The sequence below is a fragment of the Rathayibacter sp. AY1E6 genome (genome assembly GCF_002931115.1).
Classification (GTDB): Bacteria; Actinomycetota; Actinomycetes; order Actinomycetales; family Microbacteriaceae; genus Rathayibacter.
The window spans coordinates 29,429-51,022 of the sequence record NZ_PSVK01000004.1 but is presented as its reverse complement, the minus strand read 5'-3'; the positions used below and the strand labels follow the sequence as shown (position 1 = coordinate 51,022).

The window sequence follows — 21,594 nt, the reverse complement described above, 5'->3', positions numbered from 1 at the left end:
ACGGCCTCTCTCGACCCCACTGGTCCTCCTTCACGGCACTCAGGAAGCGGTTCCCTGACATCCAGACGCCGTACAGCCTACGCCGGGGTGCTGGGAGGAGGGGAGTCGGAGGAAGGGGGCCGGGGGAACGACAGAAGGCCGGCCGCTGAGGCGAGCGGCCGGCCTTCATTCCCTTGCACCAAGAGTGTCCTGCAATCACTTCTCGCGCTTCCCGCCACAGCAAACGGTCGACGCACTTGAACTATATAACGACCCGGTAACGACGCAACCCTCTCTTTCCTGAATCCTCCCTGAGCCACCCTGCCGTCTCCATTGCCGCGCCCGCCCCCTGCTCCGATGACCGCCTCCGGCGCCCGACGCACCCGCCCGCTACCCGCCGGTGTCCGCAACGAACCGCACTGATCCCCTGACCCGCAGACCCGAGGATCGACCCCTGCTCTCGTTCCTCGCCGACGCGGCCCGGGGCCGGTCATCCAGCCCCTCGAGGGCGCGACCCGCCCCGACCGCCCTCGGCCACACAGCAGGCCGCCGAGCAGCCCGTGACAGAGGAGGGGCGGTACGCGCACATCCCCGAAGGTCGAGAGGACGTCCCGCCCTCGAGGCGAACGCGGGAAACGCGTGTCAGCGTTTCCCGCTAGCCGGTCGCGACCCGCTCTCCGAATCGAGACAACGGGTGAAGCCGACCGCGGCGAGGAGAACGCAAGCGTTCTCCTCGCAATTCAGAACAGATCCGGCGACGGCGTCGACGCGTAGCGGATGGCGACGTCGGCGTGGCGGTCGAAGCGGTAGCCGACTCCGCGGACGGTGCGCACGATCTCCTCGTAGCGGCCGAGCTTGGCGCGGAGGCGGCGGACGTGGACGTCGATGGTGCGCTCGTTCGGCGCGTCGTCGTCCGCGGCGCCCCAGAGCGAGGCGATGAGCTCGGCGCGCTCGATGGTGCGGCCCTCGCGGAGCACGAGGTACTGGAGGAGCTCGAACTCCTTGTAGGTGAGGGGGGTGGTCTCGTCGTCGAGGATGACGCGCTTGCGGGAGATGTCGATGACGACGCCGCCGGGTGCGCGGTCGGGGTCGGGCTCGGCGTCGGAGCGGCGCTTGGCGACGGCGGCCGGGTCCTGCAGCGCGAGGCGGACCACGTCCACGTCGCGGCCGCCGGCGCCCTGCGGGGCGAGGGCGACGGAGGCGTAGGTCTCGGCGTCGGGGGCGAGCTGCGCCGTGACGCGCTTGAGCTCCTCGACCAGGCGGCCGAGGTCGACTCCGGCGGCACGGGCCTTGGCCTCGTCGATGCCGACGTAGAGGGCGAAGCCGCGGGCCTCGGTGCCCTGGGGGACGGCGCGGAGGCGGGGCGCTGCGGGCGCGGCGTCGGCGACCGGCTGGAGGCGGGGCGCCTCGGTGGGGGTGGTGGCGGTGGCGGTGCGGGTGTGGAGGAGGGTCATGACGAGTCCTTGGCTGGTCGGATCCGGGACGAGTGTCCGAGGGAGCGGATCCGGGTGTGCGCGATCGAGCCGGCCCGCGGTGCGCGGTGGCGGCAGAGACAGATGCGGGGCATCCAGGGGATCGTCCGCGCCTCCGACGCTCGGCCGATCGTGACGATCAGCGGGCGGAGGCGGTGCGGGGATCCGGCGAGGTCAGTTCCTCATGCACACATTCGACAGCACATGACGGGGCCACCGGCCATCATCATGCCGGCATTCCCGATGGCCTCGAGGGAGGTCGGGGCGTGCAGGGTGTCAGTCATGTCCGCCAGTAAAGCGGAGGCCGGTGCACGGCGTCAACACTTCCGTGGGGATGGACGGCGCGTCGGGGGTGGTTCCGGTGCTCGGGAGGAGGCGCGCGCCGTGACGGGGGATCCCGATGCGCCCGCTGCGCGGACTGGTCGATCAGCAGGACGGGCGGTGCCGGACGGCCGCGGTGGGGGGTGTCGAGACCCTCGCTGCGCCGGCCGACCGGCACGGCTCAGCGGGGCTTCCTGTTCCGGGGCGCGACGGAAGGCCCGCTCGTCCGGGGGCCGGCGGGCTCAGCCCGCGAGGCCGTAGAGGCGGTCGCCCGCGTCGCCGAGGCCGGGGACGATGTAGCCGAGCTCGTTGAGCTTCTCGTCGAGGGAGCCGAGGACGATGGTCACGTCGCGGTCGCCGAAGGCCTTCTCGACGGCGGCCAGGCCCTCGGGGGCGGCGAGCAGGCAGACGGCGGTGACGTCGACCGCTCCCCGGTCGAAGAGGAACTGGATGGCCGCGACGAGCGAGCCGCCGGTCGCGAGCATCGGGTCGAGGACGAAGCACTGGCGGTTCGACAGGTCGTCGGGCAGGCGCTCCGCGTACGTGGTCGGCTCGAGCGTCTCCTCGTTGCGTGCCATGCCCAGGAAGCCGACCTCGGCGGTCGGGATGAGCTTGACCATGCCCTCGAGCATCCCGAGGCCGGCCCGGAGGATCGGGACGACCAGCGGCTGCGGGTCGCTGAGAGCGAGGCCGGTGGTCTGCGTCACGGGGGTCTCGATGGTGACGGTGCGGGTGCGGACGCCGCGGGTGGCCTCGTAGGCGAGGAGCGTCATCAGCTCCTCGGCGAGCTGCCGGAAGGTGGGGGAGGGGGTGCGCTTGTCACGCAGCACGGTGAGCTTGTGGGTGATCAGCGGGTGGTCGGCTACGTGGACGCGCATAAGCTCAATCTACTGGCCGGAGCGGCGCCCCACCGGCCGCAGCGGGCCGCCGCAGGAGGGGGAGCGATGCGCGACAGCGATCTCCGCGTCCCCCGCCGCTCCGAGGAGTGGATGGGCCTGGCGCTCGACGAGGCGCGGCGGGCCGCGGGCTGGGGCGACGTCCCTGTGGGCGCGGTGGTCCTGGACTCGGAGGGTGCGGTGCTCGGGCTCGGGCGCAACGAGCGCGAGCTGCGGCGGGATCCGACGGCGCACGCCGAGGTGGTCGCGATCCGCGCGGCGGCCGAGGCCCGCGGCGACTGGCATCTCGAGGGCTGCACGCTGGTGGTCACGCTCGAGCCGTGCGTGCTCTGCGCCGGAGCGATCCTGGCGGCGCGGATCGACCGCGTCGTCTTCGGCGCGTGGGACGAGAAGGCGGGCGCCTCCGGATCCGTGCACGACCTCCTCCGCGACCGCCGGCACAACCACGTGGTCGAGGTATACCCCGGGGTCCGCGCCGCGGAGTGCTCGCGGCTCCTGCTCGACTTCTTCGCCGACCGCCGCTGACGCCGACCGCCGCTGACGCCGACCGCCGCCGAACCCCTCAGCTCGGAGCGCCCAGCCACTCCGTCAGCGCGAGCCGCGTCGCCGCGTGCATCCGCTCGAAGCGCTCCGCCGCGACGTCGTCGGCGAGCGCGGCGGCGTCGTAGCCCGCCGCTCCCGCCCACTCCCCGTCGCCCTCGAGCCACTGCGCGGCCATCGTGCCGGTCAGCTCGGGGTGGAACTGCACGCCGAGGAGCCAGTCCTCCACGGCGAACGCCTGCACCTCGCCCGCCGGCGACGACGCCAGCAGCGCCGCTCCGCTCGGCAGCGCGAAGGTGTCGCCGTGCCACTGCATCACGTCGACGCCGGCGAGGTGCCGGAGCGGGGAGCCGGCGCCCTCCTCCGTGAGCACGACCGGCCGGAAGCCGACTTCGCGAGCCGATCCGGGATGGACGGACTCGCCCAGGGCGGTCGCGATCAGCTGCGCTCCGAAGCAGACGCCGAGCGTGGGACGGCGGTGGTGCATCCGGTCCTGCAGGAGCGCGATCTCGGGGCTGATGAAGGGGTGCCGCGAGGTCTCGTAGACGCCGGCGCTGGAGCCGAGCGTGACGACGAGGTCGGGGGCGAGGATGTCGATCGCGTCGAGGTCCGTCCCTGCGACGGCGTCGACGGCGAACCCCCGCTCGGTCAGCATCGGCTCGAGCGCGCCGAGCCCGGCACCGCGCTCGTTGACGATCGCCAGGGCCCGGCGCATCTCATGCGCTCCCGTGCGGCGCGGCCGGCGGGGAGGCGGCGGGCGGAGCGGCGGCGGCCGGAGCGGCCGCGGCGGCCGTCCCTTCCGCCTCCGTCACGGCCGGACGGGCCGCCGCCGATCCCGCGCGTCCGCGGTCGACGTCGGGCTCGAGGTAGATCGTGGTGGCGGCCGGGACGGCCTCGCGGATCCGCTTCTCCGCGGCGTCGATCCCGGCGGCCACGTGCTCGAGGGTCTCGGCGGCCGGGAAGGCGAGCTTCGCGGCCACGAGGATCTCGTCCGGTCCGAGGTAGAGGGTGCGCATGTGGATGACGCGCTCGACGTCGCGTCCGGCCTCGAGCGCGGCGCGGATCGAGGCGGCGTCGGCGGGAGTCGCCCCCTCGCCGACCAGCAGGCTCTTCGTCTCGACGCCCAGCACGATCGCCACCACGATCAGCAGGGTGCCGATCATGATCGTTCCGATCGCGTCGTAGACCGAGTCGCCGGTGATCACGGTCAGCCCGACTCCGAGCAGCGCGAACGTCAGACCGGTGAGCGCGGCGACGTCCTCGAGGAGCACGACCGGCAGCTCCGGCGCCTTCGCCCGGCGGATGAACTGGAACCAGGACTGCGAGCCGCGGACGCGGTTCGACTCCTTCACTCCGGTGCGCAGCGAGTAGCCCTCGAGGCAGATCGAGATCACGAGGACCAGGATCGGCAGCCAGGCGTTCTCGAGCTCGTGCGGCTCGGCGATCTTCTCGATGCCCTCGTAGAGCGAGAAGACGCCGCCGACCGAGAACAGGATGATCGACACCACGAAGGCGTAGACGTAGCGCTCGCGCCCGTAGCCGAACGGGTGCTCCTCGTCGGCGGCCTTCCGCGACTTGCGGCCGCCGAGCAGCAGGAGCAGCTGATTGCCGGAGTCGGCGAGCGAGTGCACGCCCTCGGCGAGCATGGAGGCCGATCCGGAGAAGAACCAGGCGACGAACTTCGTCAGGGCGATGCCGAGGTTGGCCGCGAGCGCCGCGATGATCGCGGTGCCGCCTCCGGATGCGCTCACGTGGTCTCCTCGGGCTCGCCGCTGGATGGTCGGGCCATCCTACGAGGCGCCGGACCGCACCCGGACCCCCTTGCCGCGGGCTCTTCGTAGGATGAGCGGCGTGACCGATGCGCCCGTTCTGCTCCCGTCCATCGCCGTCCTCGGCCTCGGCTCGATGGGGGGTGCGATCCTCCAGGGCCTGCTGGCTCCTGGCGTGCGCGTCGAGGGGGGCGTGCGGGTGACCAACCGCGACTCCGCGAAGGCCGCCGCGTGGGACGGCCACCCGGTGGTCACCGCCTTCGCCACCGCGGACGACCCGGAGGGCAACCGGCGCGCGGTCGAGGGCGCGGCGATCGTGCTCGTGGCCGTCAAGCCGCACATGGTGCCGGACCTGCTCGACGAGATCGCCGATGCGCTCGCCCCGGGCGCGGTCGTCGTCTCCGTCGCCGCCGGCGTGACCGCGGCCACGTTCGAGCGGCACCTGCCCGCGTCCGTCGCCGTGCTCCGCTCGATGCCGAACACTCCCGCGGTCGTGGGCCGCGCCGTCACCGGCCTCAGCGCGGGCACGCGGTCCGGCGACGAGGACCTGGCGCTCGTGCGCCGCCTGTTCGAGACGGTCGGCGAGGTGGTCGAGGTGCCGGAGTCGCAGCTCGACGCGCTCTCGACGATCTCCGGCTCGGGGCCCGCCTACGTGTTCCTGCTGATCGAGGAGCTCATCGCGGCCGCTGTCGCGAAGGGCTTCACTCCGGAGCAGGCGTCGACGATGGTGGTCGGCACGTTCCGCGGCGCGGCCGAGCTGCTCGCGGACTCCGGCGAGGAGCCCGCAGAGCTGCGCCGGCGGGTCACGAGCCCGAAGGGCACCACCGAGCGGGCCGTCGCGGTCCTGCAGGAGGCCGACCTCGCCGCCCTCTTCACGCGGGCGACCGACGCCGCGCTGGCCCGCGCCCGCGAGCTCGCCGCCTCCTGACTCCGCCCTCCTCTCCGCGAGACGCCGCTCGGGTACGCGACACGCCGGAGCGGCGTACCGGAGCGGCATCCCGCAGAGGAGGAGGAGGGAGGGGGCGCGGGTCAGGAGCCGAGGGCCGCGAAGCGCTCGATGTCGCTGGGGGTGCCGCTGACCACGATGAGGTCGTGGTTCGAGACGACGGTCTGCTCGGTCGCGTAGGTGAAGGGCTTGCCCGGGCTCTTGACGCCGACGACGGTCACGCGGTGCTTGCGGCGCACGCCCGACTCCGTGAGCGTCAGCCCCCGGATCGGCTTGGGCGGGTACATCTTCGCGAGCACGAAGTCGTCGTCGAACTCGATGAAGTCGAGCATGCGGCCCGAGACCAGGTGCGCGACGCGCTCGCCCGCCTCCGCCTCGGGGTAGATCACGTGGTTCGCGCCGATCCGCTCGAGGATCTTGCCGTGCGAGCGCGAGATCGCCTTCGCCCAGATCTGCGGGATCTTGAGGTCGACGAGGTTCGCGGTGATCAGCACGGACGCCTCGATGGAGGAGCCGACCGCGACGACGGCGACCTGGAAGTCCTGCGCGCCGATCTGCGCGAGGGCGTCGAGCGAGCGGGCGTCGGCCTGCACCGCGTGGGTGACCCGCTCCGACCACTTCTGCACGAGACCGGCGTCGGCGTCGATGGCGAGGACCTCGCGGTCGAGGCGGTCGAGCTGGCCGGCCGTGGCGGCTCCGAAGCGCCCGAGGCCGATCACCAGCACCGGGGCGTCGTACCTGATGCGGTCAACCAACGATGGGCCTCTCTTCCGGTCGTCTGAACAACTGCCTCCGCTGGCTCGCGGCGAGCGCGGCGGCGAGAGTCACGGTACCAACGCGGCCCATGAACATCGTCAGCGCGAGGATGTAGACCCCGGACGGCGGCAGCTCCGCGGTGAGCCCCGTCGAGAGCCCGGAGGTCGCGAAGGCCGAGATCACGTCGAAGAGCACGTGGTCGAGCGAGGCCTTGGTGATGTGCAGGATCAGGACGCTCGACACGGCGACCGTCGTCGCGCCCCACAGCACGACCGAGACGGCCAGGCGGAGGACGTCGTTCGGGATCCGGCGGCCGAACGCCTCCATGTCGTTGTTGCCTCGGGCCTCGGCGAAGGCGGCCAGGAACAGGATCGCGAGGGTCGTTACCTTGATCCCGCCGGCCGTGGAGGCCGATCCTCCGCCGATGAACATCAGCATGTCGGTCACGAGCAGGCTCGAGCCGTTGAGGTCGGGGACCGAGATCGTCGAGAAGCCGCCCGACCGCGTCATCGTCGAGAGGAAGAAGGACTGGAAGACGGTGTCTCCCGCATCGAGGCTGCCGAAGGTCCTCGGATTGTCGAACTCGAGCACGATGTAGAGGACGGCCCCGGCGACGAGCAGGATCACGGAGGTGACCAGCGTCAGCTTCACGTGCACCGACCACTTGCGCGGGCGCCGCCAGCCGCGGGAGAAGGCGTAGATGACGGGGAAGCCGATCGAGCCGAGGAAGACGCCGAGCATCAGGATGCCGAGGAACCAGTAGTCGTCCTCGAAGGGGGTGAGTCCCGCGGCGTTCGGGGCGAAGCCGGTGTTCGTGAACGCCATCGCGGAGTAGTAGAAGGAGTGCCAGACGGCTTCGCCGATCGGGATCCCGTCGATCAGCATCCGCGGGAACAGCAGGAGCGCGACGATGATCTCGATCGCGGCGGCGCTGATCGCGACGGTGGCGAGCAGTCCGCCGATCTCGCCCAGGCGCACGGCCTGGCCCTCGGCGACGGGGCCGGAGTGGATCCGCAGCGGGTTCGAGTCGCTGGCGACCATGAGCTTCGCCCGGAGCCCGAGGCGGCGCGAGATCGCCAGACCCATGATCGAGGCGAGCGTCAGCACTCCCAGAGCGCCGATGTTCACGCCGACGAAGATGATCGAGTGGCCGAACGCCGACCAGTGCGTCGCCATGTCGACCGTCGCGAGGCCGGTCACGCAGATCACCGACATCGCGGTGAAGAAGGCGTCGTGCAGCGGAGTGACGGTGCCCGTGGTGCTCGACACCGGCAGCGAGAACAGCAGGGTGAAGACGAGCACGAGCGCCGAGAAGATGAGGATCGCGAAGCGGGACGGCGAGCGTCCGGCGAAGTCGTCGATGAGGTCGCGGGCCCGCTCGAACCCCGACCAGGGGGAGACGGGCGAGACGCCCACGGGGCTGCGGAACTGCTGCCGAACCACCACGGCGGATCCTCCACTCGATCGCGGCCATGCTACCCGCTCGGTGCCGGGCCCCCGGGGCGCTGACTAGCCTGGGCGCATGGCTGACATCTTCGGGGTGATCGCGGACGGGACCCGCCGGGACATCCTCGCCCTGCTGCTCGAGCGGCGGCGGGACGGCTCGGCCGAGGGCATGAGCGTGTCGCGGATCGTGGCGCGCCTCGAGCTGAGCCAGCCGACCGTCTCGAAGCACCTCAAGGTGCTGCGCGAGACCGGCCTCGTCACGGTGCGCGAGAGCGGACAGCACCGCTTCTACGCGCTCGAGTACGCGCCGCTGGCGGAGGTCGAGGACTGGCTGCTGCCCTTCCTCGCCGAGGACGAGGCGGCCGGCGCCCTGCTCGACGCTCCGACCGCGGCCCGGGCGGAGTCGCTGGGCCGGGCGCTCGCCGAGCGCACCCACCAGGTCAGCACCGTGGTGCAGGACATCCAGCGGGGCGTCAGCGAGGGAGCGACGAAGGTCGCGGAGGCGCTGCGCATCCGCAAGTGAGGGGCGCCGAGGAGCCGGAAACGGTGGAGCCCCGGGTCGTGTAAGCTCGCGGGAGCCAGTTTTTCGTAAGCGGCCGCCCGTCGGGCGGTCGACCCCCTGAACGTTGTGAGGTCTTCGTGGGTTCTGTCATCAAGAAGCGTCGCAAGCGTATGGCGAAGAAGAAGCACCGCAAGCTGCTTCGCAAGACTCGCCACCAGCGTCGCAACAAGAAGTAGGCTCGCGCCTCTTCCCACTCGAGCGTCCGCCCTTCCGGGGTCGGGCGCTCGTCTGCGTTCACGGATCATCCCGGCGGCGCTCGCCGTCTCGGCGCCCGTCGCCGGGGCCGCCGTACACTGACCGCATGGTGGACGTGGAGCTGACGCTCGTGGGCAAGCCGGGCTGTCATCTCTGCGACGACGCGCGGACCGTGGTCGAGCAGGTGGTCGCCGATCTGGGCGGCGAGGCGTCGGTCGCCGTCTCGGAGGTGTCGATCCTCGACGATCCCGAGCTGCACGAGCGCTTCGTCGAGGAGATCCCGGTGGTGCTGATCGACGGGCGCGTGCACACCTTCTGGCGGGTCGATCCCGCGCGTCTCCGGCGGGCCCTCCTCGATCGCGGGTGAGCCTCGACCGGGCCGTCCGGACGGAAGCACGACCGCGACGTCCCTCTGACGGGGGACAGGACGGCTCGCGATAGCTCGCCTCTCGCCCTTACCCTCGTAGGGAGGAGTGCGCTCCTCCGTGCGCGGACGCAGATCGTCGCCCGTGGAGGAAGGAACCGCCATGCCGTCATCCCGCCGACTCGCCCTGCCCGCCGCCGCTCTCGCGGCGCTCGTGCTCGGCATGGCCCTCCCCGGAGCGGCCGTCGCGGCCCCCTCCGCCTCGACGGTCTCGACCACGGTCGAGCAGCCGGCCGCGACGACCATCCCCGGCGTGCCGGAGGATCCCGAGCAGCCGGGCGACGGCGGCTCCGACCCCGTTCCCGGCGTCCCCGAGGAGCCCTCCGTTCCCGGAGTGCCCGAGGAGCCGGCAGAACCCGAGCAGCCCGCGCCCGTCGACCCCGCGCCCGTCGACCCCGCGCCCGTGGACCCCGCGCCGGTCGATCCGGCACCGGTCGACCCCGCGCCCCAGCAGCCGAGCCAGCCCTCCACCGGCGGCGGATCCACTGGCGGCGGCTCGACCGGCGGCGGCCAGCAGGGCGGCTCCGGCGGCGGTCAGCCCTCCACCGGCGGCGGATCGTCCTCCGGCGGCTCCGGCTCCGGCGGCGGCACCACCGGCGGAGCGACGTCCGGCGGCACCTCCGGCGGCGGCACCACAACCGGCACCACCACGTCCGGCAGCGCCGGCTCCTCCGGTGCGGGCGCCGTCACTCCGGCGGCGTCGGCCCCCGGACGCACCGAGCTCGGCACCTCGACCGAGGGCGCGAAGCCGGCGGCCGGTGCCGCGACCGCGGACGTCTTCCTCACCCGCGAGCTCGCCGTGCAGCCGGAGGCGCTCACCGTCGAGCTCGCCCGCTTCTACGGCGTCGGCTTCTCGTACACCGGCTTCGCCAGCGGCGAGGCCGTCTCCGCGGTCCTCCGCGACCCGAACGGCACCAAGACCCCGCTGACCCTCGAGGCGGGGAGCGGCACAGCGACCGTGCCGACCGCGCTGATCACCAAGTCGGGCGCCTTCACGGTCGACCTCACGGGCGACCAGGGCTCCGCCGCCAAGGTCGTCTTCCGGCTCGCGCCCTCCACCGGCAACGGCCTCCTGCTCGAGCCGCGCGAGCTCGGCGACGGCAGCACCGAGGCGCCCCGCGGCGCCGTCTGGGGCTTCGACGCCGACGAGGAGGTCGCCGTGGGCGCCTTCGAGACCTCCGGGTCCCGCGCCGACCTGGCCGCCGGCGACGTCGCCGTGCAGTCCGACTCCATCGGCTGGGCCGAGCTGGCGCTGGGCGACGCGGTCATCGCCGACCCCGACCCCTCCGTCTACTGCGTCGTCGCCTTCGGCCGCGGGTCGCACCGCACGGCAGCTGTGACCGTCTCCTACCGTGACAGCGACACCACGGCCGCACCGTGGGAGGCGCAGCAGGTCTGTGGCACCGCGATCAGCGCCGCGCGCACCGCCTTCCTCAGCACGGCCGCCTCGGCGGGACCGGCCGGCATCACACCGACCACCGCGCTGATGATCGGCGGCGGCGCGGTCGCCGCGTCGCTCGTCGCCTGCGCGGCCGTCCTGGTCGTGATGCGCCGCCGGCGCATGAACACGGACCTCTTCATCGGCGGACCGCTGCCGCGCACGCAGAGCGACTGACGCGTCCGGAGGACGAGGGAAGGCCCGCGGGACGCGATCCCGCGGGCCTTCCCTCGTCCTCTCCCGGCGCTCAGTCGGCCGCGGTGAAGCGGAGGAGGATCGTCCGCGCCTCCGGCCGCAGCTGGAAGTCGGGCCACACGTCCGGACCGCACGCGCGGGAGCCCAGGCCGTGCTGGGCGGCGTCGATCACGAGGACCGCGCGCTCCGATTCCGGCAGCTCGTGCGGGTGCGCGGCGGCCGTGATCTCCTGCGGCGTGTGCCGCGCCAGGGTGAAGCCGGGGAGGCGCCCGTGCAGGTCGCGCGCGGCTTCGATGCGGAGGCGGGGCGAGCCCGCCTCCGTCAGCGTCAGCTCGCGCACCCTGCTGCGGTGACCGCTCTCCTGCGGGCGGGCGTACGGAGTCGTCAGCCGGTCCATCTCCGCCGTGAATCGCCCCACCCGCGCGGCCCGGAGGCTGTCGGGGTAGGACTCGAGTGGGCCGGTGCCGAACCACTCCGCGCCGTCGATCGACGCGGGCAGGTCGATCCGGATGCCCAGCCGCGGCCAGACGGAGTCCCAGCCCCGGGTCGGCACGAGGTCGACGCGGAGGACCGTGCTCTCCCCGTCGACGCTCCAGCGCTCCTCCATCAGGAGTCCCGCGTCGAAGTCCGCGGCCGAGAAGCGGGTCACGCGGCGGAGCCCGGCGGAGGCGTCCACCTCCTGCACGCGGCCGACCAGGCGGTCGAGTCCGGCCTCGCGCCAGCGAGCGGCGGAGGACGGGGCAGGGGTCCCGCGGCCGTCGCCGTCGTACGGGTCGCCGGAGACGTAGCCGGGGAAGCCCGCGCCCTCGTCGTTGTCGGTCGGGGCGCGCCAGAGCTCGGCGCGCGGTCCGTCGACGGGCAGGCCGGCGAGGGAGGCGAGCCGGCCGTCGCGGAACCGCGCGACTCCGAGCGCGCCGCCCTCGAGGGGCGGAGCGGCGCGGACGGCGCGGGACCACGCGGGCACCGCCGACGGCGCGGCGAGGAGGTGCTGACCGGTGGAGAGCACGTGGCCCTCCTCCGCCCAGGCGGTCGGGGCGTCGAGGACCGCGTCGACGGTGAGCCAGGTCTCGCCGCCGGGGCGCACGTCGAGCGGGGGGAGCTCCACGTGCACGGCGTCGCCGGCCGCGACCACCGGGGCGTCGAGCACTCCCTCTGCGGTGACCCGCCCGTCCCGCTCGACCCGCCACGCGAAGCGCAGATCGGCGGTGGAGGCGTCGTGCCGGCGGTTCTCGATGACGACGCCGTCGCCGCGGACCGTGAGGCGCACCGGAGCGACGATCTGCTTCCACTCGAAGAGGCCCGGGCTGGGCGTGCCGTCGGAGAGCACCATGCCGTCCATCACGAAGTTGCCGTCGTGCACCACCTCGCCGAAGTCGCCGCCGTACGCGTAGTACTCGACGCCCTCCGGCGTGCGCGCCCGCAGGCCGTGGTCGCGCCACTCCCAGACGAAGCCGCCGTGCAGCCGCGGGAAGCGGTCGACGAGGTCCTCGTACTGGTCGATCGCTCCCGGGCCGTTGCCCATCGCGTGCACGTACTCGCAGAGCAGGAAGGGCTTGGAGCGCTGCCGAGCGGACTCGCCGGGGGAGCAGCCGAGCAGCGGAGTGAGCGAGCCGTCGGTGCCGATCCGCTCGGTCTCGGGGATCGAGGAGTACATCCGCGAGTACACGTCGGTGTACGCGCCGGTGTAGTCGCCCTCGTAGTGGACGGGGCGCTCGGGGTCGCGGCCGTGCACCCAGGCGGACATCGCGGCGAGGTTCGCGCCGGTGCCCGCCTCGTTGCCGAGGGACCAGAGCACGATGCTCGGGTGGTTCTTGTCGCGCTCGACGGTCCGCTCGATGCGGTCGAGGTAGGCCTCTCGCCAGGCGGGGTCGTCGCTGGGGTTACCCGCCCAGCCGACCCGCTCGAAGCCGTGGGTCTCGAGATCGCACTCGAGGACCACCCAGAAGCCGAGCTCGTCGGCGAGGTCGAGCAGACGGGGATGCGGCGGGTAGTGGCTGGTGCGGATGGCGTTCACGTTGAAGCGCTTCATCATCGCGAGGTCCTCGCGGGCGGAGTCCTCGTCGAACGCTCGACCGCGGTCGGGGTGCGTCTCGTGGCGGTTGACTCCATGGAAGACGACGCGCTCGCCGTTGACCAGGAAGCGGTCGCCGCGGATCTCGACCGTGCGGAAGCCGAGCCGCAGCGAGACCGTCTCGCCGGCGGAGGCGAGCGTCGCGTCGTAGAGGCGCGGAGCCTCCGCCGACCACGGCTCGACCTCGGGGACCTCGATCGCGGCGATCTCCTCCGCCGAGGCCCAGACCGTCTCGATCCCGAGCCCGGGCACGCGCAACGTCAGCGGGAACGCGTCGGCCGCGGCGGTCACCTCCGCCTCGATGCGGCCCGAGCCGCCGGCGAAGGAGGAGCGCAGCCACACGTCCTCGATCCCGCCGACGGGGCGCGCGAGCAGGTGCACCGAGCGGAAGATCCCCGGCAGCCACCACTGGTCCTGGTCCTCCACGTAGCTCGAGGCCGACCACTGGTGCACGCGGACCACGACGAGGTTCTCGCCCGGGCGGACGACGCCGGTGACGTCGAACTCCTGCGCGAGCCGGCTGCCGGAGCCGATCCCGATCTCGACGCCGTTGACCCAGACGCGGTAGCGGGACTCGACCCCGTCGAAGCGCAGGACGACCGCCTCGGCGGAGTCCCACTCCTCCGGTACCACGACGGTGCGGCGGTAGTCGCCCGTCGGGTTCGCGTCCGGCACGAACGGCGGCTCGGTCGGGAACGGGAACTGCACGTTCGTGTAGACCGGCAGTCCGTAGCGCCCGTCGCCCTGCAGCACCCAGTGCGAGGGCACCGGCATCAGGTCCCAGCCGGAGTCGTCGAACGACTCGTCCCCGACGGCGTCCACGCCCTCGCCCTCCGGCAGCACGCCGGCGCCGCCCGGGGTCCCCGGAGCGGCGGGGAGCAGGCGGAAGCGCCACTCCCCGTCCAGCGGGAGCGCCGGGGCGTCGGTGTGCAGCCACGAGCGGGGGGCCCGGCGGCGGCCGGAGCCCGGTCCGGTGTCCGTCAGGTAGTGGGAGGTCGTCGGGGGAGTCGTCACTTCACGGAGCCTTCCGTCAGGCCGCCGCGCCAGAAGCGCTGCAGCACGATCATGGCGATGGCGAGCGGGATGATCGACAGCAGGACGCCGCCGGTCGTCAGCTCGTAGAACTCGGGCAGGCGGTCGACCTGTCCGAGCCAGTTGTTCAGTCCCAGTGTGATCGGGAACAGGTTCGTGTCCGAGAGCATCACCAGGGGCAGGAAGTAGTTGTTCCAGATCCCGACCAGCTGGAAGAGGAACACGGTGACCAGCGCGGGAGTCAGGATGCGCAGCCCGAGCGTGTGGAAGATCCGCAGCTCCCCGGCGCCGTCGATGCGCGCCGCCTCGATGATCGCGGTGTCCACGGTCGCCTGAGCGTAGATCCGGCAGAGGAACAGCCCGAACGGCGAGACGAGCGAGGGGATCAGCACGCTCCAGTAGGTGTTCGCGATGCCCATCTGGCTGAAGAGCAGGAACAGCGGCAGAGCGGTCGCGGTGCCCGGCACCAGGACGCCCGCGAGGATCGTCCCGAACACGAGCCTGCTGCCGCGGAACTCGTACTTGGCCAGCGCGTAGCCGCCCGCCGCGGCGAGGTAGGTCGCGAGCAGGGCGCCCACTCCGGCGTAGAGGACGGAGTTGAGGAACCAGCGGACGAAGATGCCGTCGCCGTAGGTCAGCACCTGCGTCAGGTTGTCCCAGAGCGCGAACGTCGGGGCGAACCAGAAGCCGTAGGTGGCGAAGAGGTCCTCGGTCGTCTTGGTCGCCGCGACGACGACCCAGTAGACGGGGATGAGGAAGTAGACCGCCACGACGACGAGGATCGCGGTGACGATGATGGTCGAGGCGCGGTTGCGGCCGGCCGAGCGGTCGGGCCCGCGTCCGGCCTTCACGGGGCGGTCGGCGGTGACGACTCCGGTGGTCGTGGTCGGCGGGGTCTCGGTGCGGCTCATGACGACCTCCTGTTCGAGATCGAGAGGAACGTGAAGGAGAGCAGGAACGCGACCAGCGCGATCAGGACGGCCTGGGCGGCGGCGACGTTGTAGTCGTTGTAGGCGAAGGCCGTGGTGTACGCGCTGAGGTTCGGCGTGTACTGGCTGTCGATCGCCGGAGCGACCGTCTTCAGCACCTGCGCCTCGGCGAACAGCTGGAGCGTTCCGATGATCGAGAAGATCGTCGTCAGCACCAGCGCGGGGCGGATGAGCGGCAGCTGGATGCTGCGGGCGACGCGCCAGGTGGAGGCGCCGTCGACCTTCGCCGCCTCGTAGAGCTCGACCGGGATCGCCTTGAGCTGGGCGACGATGATCAGCATGTTGTAGCCGGTGTAGCTCCAGAGCGAGATGTTCGCGATCGACCAGAGCACCGTGTCCGCACCGAGGAAGTCGGGCTGGAGCCCGACCACGTTCGCCGCGTCGATGAGCGGGCTGAGGCCGGGCACGTAGAGGAAGGACCAGAGGATCGTCGCGATCACTCCGGGCACTCCGTAAGGGAGGAAGTAGGCCGCCCGGAAGAAGCCGGGGAACTTCGCCGACGCCGACTCGAGCATCAGCGCGAGGACGGTGCAGAGCGCGATCATCACCGGCACCTGGACGATGCCGAAGAGGAACATCCGCCCGATGGAGGCGATGAAGTTGCCGTCGGCGAGGGCCTGCGCGTAGTTGTCGAAGCCCGCGAACCCGCTGGTGACCCCGGCCTCGCCGAAGAGGCCGGAGCGCGTCACCTTCGTGAAGCTGGAGCCGACGGCGACGACGATCGGGACGATGAACGTGAGGACGAACAGGGCCAGGAAGGGTCCGAGGAGGATCCACGGGGCGCGGGCGACCGCGCGGCTGCGCCGGGGCGCGCCCGGCGTCCGCGTGGTGGCCGCGACCGCGGCGGCGGCGGGGGAGGTCGTGGTGGTCATGCGGAGGCCCTCCTGATGCTCAGGCCCTTGTTCTCGAAGACCGTGATGATCTGCTGCTCCGCCTCGGCGACCGCGTCCACGAGCGAGAGCCCGGACGCCTTCTTCCGGAAGCCGTCGCTGAGGATGTTGAAGGACTGCTGCGTGACGGGCCACCAGGACCAGTCCGGGTTCTGCTCCTTCGATGCGGGCACGAGGACGTCCTCGTTGTAGTTCTGCCCGCTGAAGAAGTCGCTCGGACCCTTGCGGGCCGTGCCGATCTCGCCGACCGCGGGAGACCAGCCGATGCCGCTGTTGGCGATCATCGCGTCGATGCCCTCCTGCGTGGTGGTCATCCAGACGGCGAACTCGATCGCCTCCTCCGGGTGCTTGCTGCTCGAGAACACCGCCGCGGTCGATCCGCCGAGGAAGCTCGAGCCGAAGCCGGTGTCGCCCCAGACGGGCATGGGAGCCGCGCGCCACTTGCCCGAGCCTCCGCTGACCCCCTCGATCAGGGCGTCGCCCCAGCTGCCGGTGGCGCAGGAGGCGATCCCGCCCTTCGCCGCGGCCGCGAACCACGCGGGGGAGTAGGCGCCGTAGCCGGTCTGCACCAGGTCCTGGTCGATGGCCGTGTCGAAGAAGGAGGCGACGCGCGTCGTGGCGTCGTCGGTCATGTCGATGACCCAGCCGTCCTCCTCCGGGCGCAGCCACTGCGCGCCGGCCTGCGTCGCGAACGCGGCGAAGACCGAGGCGTCGGCGAGCGGGAAGCAGTCGATGTAGGAGCCGGCTCCGCGCAGCTCCGTCGCCACCGCGGCCCAGTCGTCCCAGGTCGTCGGTGGCTCCGCACCCACCTTCCCGAACACCTCGGGCTGGTAGAAGAGCGCCATCGGGCCGCTGTCCTGCGGGATGCCGTAGACGCCGCCCGTGTAGCTGACCTGGCCCCAGAGCGTGGGGTCGTACAGGTCGCGATACTGCTCGACGCCGTACCGGGTGAGGTCGACCAGGCCGTTGACGAGCATGAACTCGGGGACGGAGCGGATCTCGACCTGGCCGAGGTCGGGCCCGCCGCCCGCGGCGAGGGCCGAGTAGAGCTTCTGGTAGCCGCCCGCGTTGCCGCCGGGGATCCAGACGGCCTCGACCTGGATCTCGGGGTGCGAGGCGTTCCAGACGTCGCAGACCTTCTGCAGGTCCTTCAGCCAGCCCCAGTACTGCAGGCGGACCGGGCCGGTGGCCGGGGCGATCGTCGGCGCCGTGTTGACCGAGACGGTGCCCGGTGTCGCGCAGGCCGTCAGGCTCCCGAGTGCCGCGGTGCCGAGACCGGCGGCGATGAGCTGTCTCCGGGTGAACGGATGCATCTTCCCTCACTTCGTCGTGGTGGAGAGCCGGGGAGTCTCACCCGGCGATGATCGGGACGCTACCACGAATTCGAGTAGGTACTCGAAATTGGCGGCACTGCTCCTCCGCCGCCGCTACGCTGGCCGTTCGAGGGGCACGGCGAGGCGCCTCCAGTGCGGAGGAGGGGTCGATGGCGGAGGCGACGAGGCGACGCGGCCCGTACGCGAAGTCGGCCGAGCGCCGCCGCGCCATCATCGAGGCCGCCCACCAGGTCTTCGCCGCGCGGGGCTACGCCCGCGGCTCCCTCCAGGAGGTCGCCGACCGCGTCGGGCTCAGCCAGACGAGCCTCCTGCACTACTTCCCGTCGAAGACCGACCTGCTCTTCGCGGTCCTCGAGCACCGCGACCTGATCACGGGCGACGGTTCCTCGCCGCCGGACCCGGAGGAGGGGCTGGTCGCCGGCATCCTGCGGCAGACCCGCTACAACGAGACGGCGCCCGGAGTGATCGAGCTGTACGCCGTGCTCTGCGGCGAGTCGACGACGCAGGAGCACCCGGGGCGCGACTTCTTCGCCGCGCGGTTCCGCCGCCTCCGCAGCGAGTACGCGGCCGAGCTGCGCGAGCTCCAGGCCGCCGGGCGCTTGCGCGAGGGGTCCGATCCGGAGCGGGTGGCGGCGTCGATCATCGCGCTCTGGGACGGCGTGCAGCTGCAGTGGCTGCTCGAGCGCGACGCGGTGGACATGGTGGCGTGCCTGGCCGACTACCTCGACCTCGTGGTGCTGCCGGTTCCCTAGCGGCTGGCGCGAGGGAACCCCGGCGCATCGAGGGGGACCCGCCGTCCGCGGCGGTCTCGATGGTCCGGGGTTCCCGCGACCGGGATCCGCGCCTAGGGCAGCAGGCGGGTCGGGCCGCGGAACAGGTAGGTGACCTCGCGGAGGTTCGCCTGGTTCAGCATCAGCATGATCACGCGCGAGAGCCCCATGCCGAAGCCGCCGTGCGGCGGGACGCCGTAGCGGAAGAAGTCGAGGTAGAACTCGAGCTCCTCCGGGTCCAGGCCCTTCTCGCGGGCCTGCTCGACGAGGACGTCGACGCGGTGCTCGCGCTGGGCTCCGGTCGAGATCTCGACGCCGTTGTAGATGAGGTCGTAGCTGTTGGTGATCGTCCCGTCGCCCTCGCGGCGCATGTGGTAGAACGGCCGGATGCTCGACGCGTAGTCGGTGAGGAACACGAAGTCGTGCCCGAACTCCTCCTGCACGTAGGCCGCGATGCGGCGCTCGCCCTCGGGGTCCATGTCGTCGTCGGCCCGGGGCACCTCGTAGCCGCGCTCGGCGACGATGCGCTTGGCCTCGGCGAGCGGGATGCGCGGGAACGGCGTGGTCGGGACGGTCAGGTCGATGTCGAAGAGCGCCTTGACCTCGGCGCCGTGCTTCTCGACGACGGCGGTGAGGCCGGCGACCATCAGCTGCTCGTGCAGCTCCATGACGTCCTCGTGCGAGTCGATCCAGGAGACCTCGGCGTCGACGCTCGTGAACTCGGTCGCGTGACGCGAGGTGAAGCTCGGGTCGGCGCGGAAGGCGGGGCCGACCTCGAAGACCTTGCCGAAGCCGGCGGGCTGCGCCATCTGCTTGAAGAACTGGGGGCTCTGCGCCAGGTAGGCCTTCGTCTCGAAGTACTCGACCTCGAAGAGCTCGGCCCGCGACTCCGAGGCGCTCGCCATGAGCTTCGGGGTGTGGATCTCGATGAAGTCGTGCTCGATCCAGTACGTGCGCAGCGCGTGCTCGAACGTGGTCTGCACACGGGCGATGAGGTTCTGCTCGGGACGGCGCAGGTCGAGGAAGCGCCAGTCCATGCGCTTGTCGATGCCGGAGTCGGGCGCGATCGGCGCCTCCGGGATCGACGCGGCGACGACCTCGAGCGTCTCGAGCTTGACCTCGATGCCGCCGAGCTTCACGCGCTCGTCGTGCTTGAGCGCGCCGGTGACGGTGATGAAGGAGCCCTGGGCGAGGCCGGAGATCTCCTCGGTGATCGCGAGGCGCGCAGCCGACGCGTCGTCGCCCTCGACGGCCTCGCGCACGGCCGGGTTCACCAGCTGCACGGCACCGGACTCGTCGCGCAGGACGACGAACTGCACCTTCTTCTGGTCGCGCACGGTCTCGACCCAGCCGGACACGCGGACGGGTCCGTCCTCGAGCGCGGCGAGCTTCTTGACAGTGGTTCGGGGGAGGCGGGTCTCGTCGGTCACGGTAGGGGAGTCTACTCGGGGGCCGCCGGGCGGCGACGGGTAGCGTCGGAGCATGAGCACCGCACTGATCACCGGCGCGTCCTCCGGCATCGGCCTCGCCTTCGCCCGGGCGTTCGCGCGCCGCGGCTGGAGCCTCGTCCTCGTCGCCCGCAGCGAGCAGCGCCTCCAGGAGGCGGCGGCCGGACTGCGCGGCCTCGGCGCCGCGGCGGTCGAGGTCCTGCCCGCGGACCTCGGCGACCGCGAGCAGGTCGAGCGCGTGCGCGCGCGGCTCGTCGATCCGGCCCGTCCGGTCCGCGTCCTCGTCAACAACGCCGGCTTCGGGATCGACGGGACCTTCGCCGAGCCGGACGTCGCCGCCCAGGACCGCGCCTTCGAGGTGATGGTGCGCTCGGTCGCCGTGCTCTCGGGCGCGGCGGCCGAGGCGATGACCACCCGCGGCCGCGGCGCGATCCTCACGGTCTCGAGCGTCGCGGGCTTCGTGCACCTCGGCCCCTACTCCGCGGTGAAGGCGTGGGCGACCGCCTTCGCGCAGTCGCTGGCCGTCGAGCTGCGCGGCACCGGCGTCCGCTCGGCCGCGCTCTGCCCGGGCTGGGTGCGCACCGAGTTCCACGAGCGGGCGGCGATGGACACCTCCTCCATCCCCTCCTTCCTCTGGCTCGACGCGGACGCGGTGGTGGAGGAGTTCCTCCGCGACGTCGCGCGCGGCTCCGTCGTCTCGGTGCCGTCGCTGCGCTTCGGGGTCCCGATGGCCGTGGTGCGGCACCTGCCCGGACCGCTCGTGCGGCGGCTGTCGGCGGCGGTCTCGGCGCGCCGCTGAGGCTCCGCTCAGGTCCGGCTCAGGCGACCCTTTCCCGGCGTTCCCCCACGCCGCATTCCGTACACTTGACGCTCGTGGTTGCCGATCAGATCCATCTCGTGCGGCACGGCGAGGTGTTCAACCCCGACCGGGTCCTCTACGGGCGACTCCCGAACTTCCGGCTCTCGGATCTGGGCCACCGCATGGCCCGCTCCGCCGCCGACGACCTGCTCGAGCGCCGGCGCCACGTCACGGCGCTGATCGCCTCGCCGCTCCAGCGCACGCAGGAGTCCGCGCAGCCGATCTCGCAGGCGTTCGAGCTCGAGATCCGCACCGATGAGCGGGTGATCGAGCCGAGCAACCGCTTCGAGGGGAAGTCCCTCGCCGCGCGCAGCTCCGCCCTGCGGAACCCCAAGCACTGGCCCTGGCTCCGCAACCCCTTCGAGCCCAGCTGGGGCGAGCCGTACCTCTCCATCTCGGCGCGGATGTACGCGGCGATCGAGTCGGCGTGGGAGAGCACGGAGGAGGGCGACGCCGCGATCGTCAGCCACCAGCTCCCCATCTGGACGGTCCACCGCGCCCTCGCCGGCGAGCGCCTCTTCCACGATCCGCGCAAGCGCCGCTGCGCCCTCTCGAGCATCACGACCCTCGAGCGGCGCGGGGACGGCTTCGTCGAGGTCGGCTACTCCGACCCGGCCGCCGGCCTGCAGGGGCTGGCCACCGACGTGGGAGCGGTCTGATGCGCCGGACGGGGCGGCTCCGCGCAGCGGGCGTCCTCGCGCTGGCCGCCGCGCTCGCGCTGACGGGCTGCTCCGAGGATCCGCTCGCCGACCAGTACCGCAACGGCAGCAACAAGGGCTACATCTCGGGGGACGGCACCGTCACCGAGATCGCCGCCGCCGACCGGGACGACCCCATCGTCTTCTCCGGCACCGACGAGACCGGCGCCACCATCGACTCCGCCGACCTCGCCGGGCAGGTCGTCGTCGTCAACTTCTGGTACGCCAGCTGCGCCCCGTGCCGCGCCGAGGCCGCGGACCTCGAGACGGTGAACACGGAGTTCGCCGACAAGGGCGTGTCGTTCGTCGGCGTCAACGTGCGCGATCAGGCCCCCACCGCGGCCGCCTTCGCCGAGACCTTCGGGCTCGGCTACCCCTCCATCGTCGACACCGACTCGTCGGTGCAGCTCGCCTTCACCGGCACCGTCCCGCCGAACGCCGTGCCCACGACGCTCGTCCTCGACAGGGAGGGGCGCGTCGCGTCGCGCATCCTCGGCCAGCTCCAGGAGGCGTCGATCCTCTCGACCCTCGTGGGCGACACGCTCGCCGAGGAGGAGTAGCGGC

The 21,594-nt window shown here is 72.2% G+C and carries 21 protein-coding genes; 10 read left to right on the top strand and 11 right to left on the bottom strand.

All coding sequences use genetic code 11. The features are described from left to right. Positions 1–719: 719 nt before the first annotated feature. Positions 720–1,433 carry a winged helix-turn-helix domain-containing protein gene (locus C5C46_RS05385; protein WP_104225925.1) on the bottom strand — a complete coding sequence of 238 codons (714 nt, stop codon included), beginning with the start codon at positions 1,431–1,433 and terminating at the stop codon, positions 720–722. Positions 1,434–2,014: 581 nt separating this feature from the next. Then, the gene (upp, locus tag C5C46_RS05380) at positions 2,015–2,650 is read right to left on the bottom strand and encodes a uracil phosphoribosyltransferase (RefSeq protein WP_104224850.1); all 636 of its coding nucleotides are present in this window, start codon (positions 2,648–2,650) and stop codon (positions 2,015–2,017) included. 66 nt (positions 2,651–2,716) lie between these two features. Here upp and C5C46_RS05375 point away from each other — a divergent pair, with 66 nt between their 5' ends. Next, positions 2,717–3,193: a nucleoside deaminase gene (locus tag C5C46_RS05375; protein ID WP_219812140.1), complete on the top strand. Its 477-nt coding sequence runs from the start codon at positions 2,717–2,719 to the stop codon at positions 3,191–3,193. 37 nt (positions 3,194–3,230) lie between these two features. Here C5C46_RS05375 and C5C46_RS05370 read toward each other — a convergent pair whose 3' ends face one another. Together C5C46_RS05370 and C5C46_RS05365 are read right to left on the bottom strand one after the other, a co-directional pair. Beyond that, on the bottom strand, positions 3,231–3,923 hold the full coding sequence (locus C5C46_RS05370) for a gamma-glutamyl-gamma-aminobutyrate hydrolase family protein (protein ID WP_104225924.1): 693 nt from the start codon (positions 3,921–3,923) through the stop codon (positions 3,231–3,233). A gap of 1 nt (position 3,924) precedes the next feature. Then, entirely contained in the window at positions 3,925–4,959 is a 1,035-nt protein-coding gene (locus C5C46_RS05365) for a cation diffusion facilitator family transporter (protein ID WP_104225923.1), read from the bottom strand. A gap of 100 nt (positions 4,960–5,059) precedes the next feature. Here C5C46_RS05365 and proC point away from each other — a divergent pair, with 100 nt between their 5' ends. Beyond that, positions 5,060–5,905, top strand: coding sequence for a pyrroline-5-carboxylate reductase (proC, locus tag C5C46_RS05360; protein ID WP_258059345.1), 846 nt, complete (start codon positions 5,060–5,062; stop codon positions 5,903–5,905). A 101-nt stretch (positions 5,906–6,006) separates the two neighbouring features. Here proC and C5C46_RS05355 read toward each other — a convergent pair whose 3' ends face one another. After that, on the bottom strand, positions 6,007–6,678 hold the full coding sequence (locus tag C5C46_RS05355; protein ID WP_068255410.1) for a TrkA family potassium uptake protein: 672 nt from the start codon (positions 6,676–6,678) through the stop codon (positions 6,007–6,009). Further along, positions 6,671–8,041, bottom strand: coding sequence for a TrkH family potassium uptake protein (locus C5C46_RS05350; protein ID WP_244229642.1), 1,371 nt, complete (start codon positions 8,039–8,041; stop codon positions 6,671–6,673). The genes C5C46_RS05355 and C5C46_RS05350 overlap by 8 nt, the downstream gene beginning before the upstream one ends. Positions 8,042–8,201: 160 nt before the next feature. Here C5C46_RS05350 and C5C46_RS05345 point away from each other — a divergent pair, with 160 nt between their 5' ends. From C5C46_RS05345 to C5C46_RS16780, 4 genes are all read left to right on the top strand, one after another. Next, complete coding sequence (locus tag C5C46_RS05345) at positions 8,202–8,648, top strand: helix-turn-helix transcriptional regulator (RefSeq protein WP_104225921.1); 447 nt, start codon at positions 8,202–8,204, stop codon at positions 8,646–8,648. Positions 8,649–8,764: 116 nt separating this feature from the next. Then, complete coding sequence (locus C5C46_RS05340; RefSeq protein ID WP_003792170.1) at positions 8,765–8,863, top strand: 30S ribosomal protein bS22; 99 nt, start codon at positions 8,765–8,767, stop codon at positions 8,861–8,863. A 125-nt stretch (positions 8,864–8,988) separates the two neighbouring features. Further along, a complete protein-coding gene (locus tag C5C46_RS05335) occupies positions 8,989–9,249 on the top strand; it encodes a glutaredoxin family protein (protein ID WP_104224855.1) in 261 nt (86 codons plus the stop codon). 160 nt (positions 9,250–9,409) lie between these two features. Next, positions 9,410–10,921, top strand: coding sequence for a hypothetical protein (locus C5C46_RS16780; RefSeq protein WP_181136491.1), 1,512 nt, complete (start codon positions 9,410–9,412; stop codon positions 10,919–10,921). 70 nt (positions 10,922–10,991) lie between these two features. Here C5C46_RS16780 and C5C46_RS05320 read toward each other — a convergent pair whose 3' ends face one another. Genes C5C46_RS05320 through C5C46_RS05305 form a run of 4 tightly spaced genes read right to left on the bottom strand, consistent with a single transcriptional unit; the run spans position 10,992 to position 17,234 of the window. Then, positions 10,992–14,024, bottom strand: coding sequence for a glycoside hydrolase family 2 TIM barrel-domain containing protein (locus C5C46_RS05320; protein WP_219812267.1), 3,033 nt, complete (start codon positions 14,022–14,024; stop codon positions 10,992–10,994). Continuing rightward, complete coding sequence (locus C5C46_RS05315; protein ID WP_104225919.1) at positions 14,021–14,953, bottom strand: carbohydrate ABC transporter permease; 933 nt, start codon at positions 14,951–14,953, stop codon at positions 14,021–14,023. The genes C5C46_RS05320 and C5C46_RS05315 overlap by 4 nt, the downstream gene beginning before the upstream one ends. After that, positions 14,950–15,903, bottom strand: coding sequence for a carbohydrate ABC transporter permease (locus C5C46_RS05310; protein WP_104225918.1), 954 nt, complete (start codon positions 15,901–15,903; stop codon positions 14,950–14,952). The genes C5C46_RS05315 and C5C46_RS05310 overlap by 4 nt, the downstream gene beginning before the upstream one ends. Continuing rightward, a complete protein-coding gene (locus C5C46_RS05305; protein WP_104225917.1) occupies positions 15,900–17,234 on the bottom strand; it encodes an ABC transporter substrate-binding protein in 1,335 nt (444 codons plus the stop codon). Before C5C46_RS05305 ends, C5C46_RS05310 begins: the two co-directional genes overlap by 4 nt. A 170-nt stretch (positions 17,235–17,404) precedes the next feature. Between C5C46_RS05305 and C5C46_RS05300 the strand changes: the two genes are divergently transcribed. After that, positions 17,405–18,007 (top strand): TetR/AcrR family transcriptional regulator, encoded by a 603-nt coding sequence (locus tag C5C46_RS05300; RefSeq protein WP_258059340.1) that lies wholly within the window; start codon positions 17,405–17,407, stop codon positions 18,005–18,007. Between the two features lie 92 nt (positions 18,008–18,099). On the opposite strand, the gene aspS is transcribed toward C5C46_RS05300, so the two are convergent. Beyond that, positions 18,100–19,455, bottom strand: coding sequence for an aspartate--tRNA(Asn) ligase (gene aspS / locus C5C46_RS05295; protein ID WP_244229585.1), 1,356 nt, complete (start codon positions 19,453–19,455; stop codon positions 18,100–18,102). 52 nt (positions 19,456–19,507) lie between these two features. Here aspS and C5C46_RS05290 point away from each other — a divergent pair, with 52 nt between their 5' ends. The 3 genes from C5C46_RS05290 to C5C46_RS05280 all read left to right on the top strand — a co-directional run bounded on the left by C5C46_RS05290 (position 19,508) and on the right by C5C46_RS05280 (position 21,590). After that, entirely contained in the window at positions 19,508–20,272 is a 765-nt protein-coding gene (locus C5C46_RS05290) for an SDR family oxidoreductase (protein ID WP_104225915.1), read from the top strand. 74 nt (positions 20,273–20,346) lie between these two features. Beyond that, positions 20,347–20,991, top strand: coding sequence for a histidine phosphatase family protein (locus C5C46_RS05285; RefSeq protein ID WP_104224864.1), 645 nt, complete (start codon positions 20,347–20,349; stop codon positions 20,989–20,991). Further along, positions 20,991–21,590 (top strand): TlpA disulfide reductase family protein, encoded by a 600-nt coding sequence (locus C5C46_RS05280; protein ID WP_104224865.1) that lies wholly within the window; start codon positions 20,991–20,993, stop codon positions 21,588–21,590. Before C5C46_RS05285 ends, C5C46_RS05280 begins: the two co-directional genes overlap by 1 nt. Positions 21,591–21,594 lie beyond the last annotated feature (4 nt).

Bases quoted from the DNA above. Each gene is read 5' to 3' on its own strand.
- C5C46_RS05290 (WP_104225915.1), top strand. From the start codon at position 19,508: ATGAGCACCGCACTGATCACCGGCGCGTCCTCCGGCATCGGCCTCGCC.
- upp (WP_104224850.1), bottom strand. From the start codon at position 2,650: ATGCGCGTCCACGTAGCCGACCACCCGCTGATCACCCACAAGCTCACC.
- C5C46_RS05305 (WP_104225917.1), bottom strand. From the start codon at position 17,234: ATGCATCCGTTCACCCGGAGACAGCTCATCGCCGCCGGTCTCGGCACC.
- C5C46_RS05310 (WP_104225918.1), bottom strand. From the start codon at position 15,903: ATGACCACCACGACCTCCCCCGCCGCCGCCGCGGTCGCGGCCACCACG.
- C5C46_RS05280 (WP_104224865.1), top strand. From the start codon at position 20,991: ATGCGCCGGACGGGGCGGCTCCGCGCAGCGGGCGTCCTCGCGCTGGCC.
- C5C46_RS05385 (WP_104225925.1), bottom strand. From the start codon at position 1,433: ATGACCCTCCTCCACACCCGCACCGCCACCGCCACCACCCCCACCGAG.
- C5C46_RS05345 (WP_104225921.1), top strand. From the start codon at position 8,202: ATGGCTGACATCTTCGGGGTGATCGCGGACGGGACCCGCCGGGACATC.
- C5C46_RS05315 (WP_104225919.1), bottom strand. From the start codon at position 14,953: ATGAGCCGCACCGAGACCCCGCCGACCACGACCACCGGAGTCGTCACC.
- C5C46_RS05335 (WP_104224855.1), top strand. From the start codon at position 8,989: ATGGTGGACGTGGAGCTGACGCTCGTGGGCAAGCCGGGCTGTCATCTC.
- C5C46_RS05300 (WP_258059340.1), top strand. From the start codon at position 17,405: ATGGCGGAGGCGACGAGGCGACGCGGCCCGTACGCGAAGTCGGCCGAG.
- C5C46_RS16780 (WP_181136491.1), top strand. From the start codon at position 9,410: ATGCCGTCATCCCGCCGACTCGCCCTGCCCGCCGCCGCTCTCGCGGCG.
- C5C46_RS05375 (WP_219812140.1), top strand. From the start codon at position 2,717: ATGCGCGACAGCGATCTCCGCGTCCCCCGCCGCTCCGAGGAGTGGATG.
- C5C46_RS05370 (WP_104225924.1), bottom strand. From the start codon at position 3,923: ATGCGCCGGGCCCTGGCGATCGTCAACGAGCGCGGTGCCGGGCTCGGC.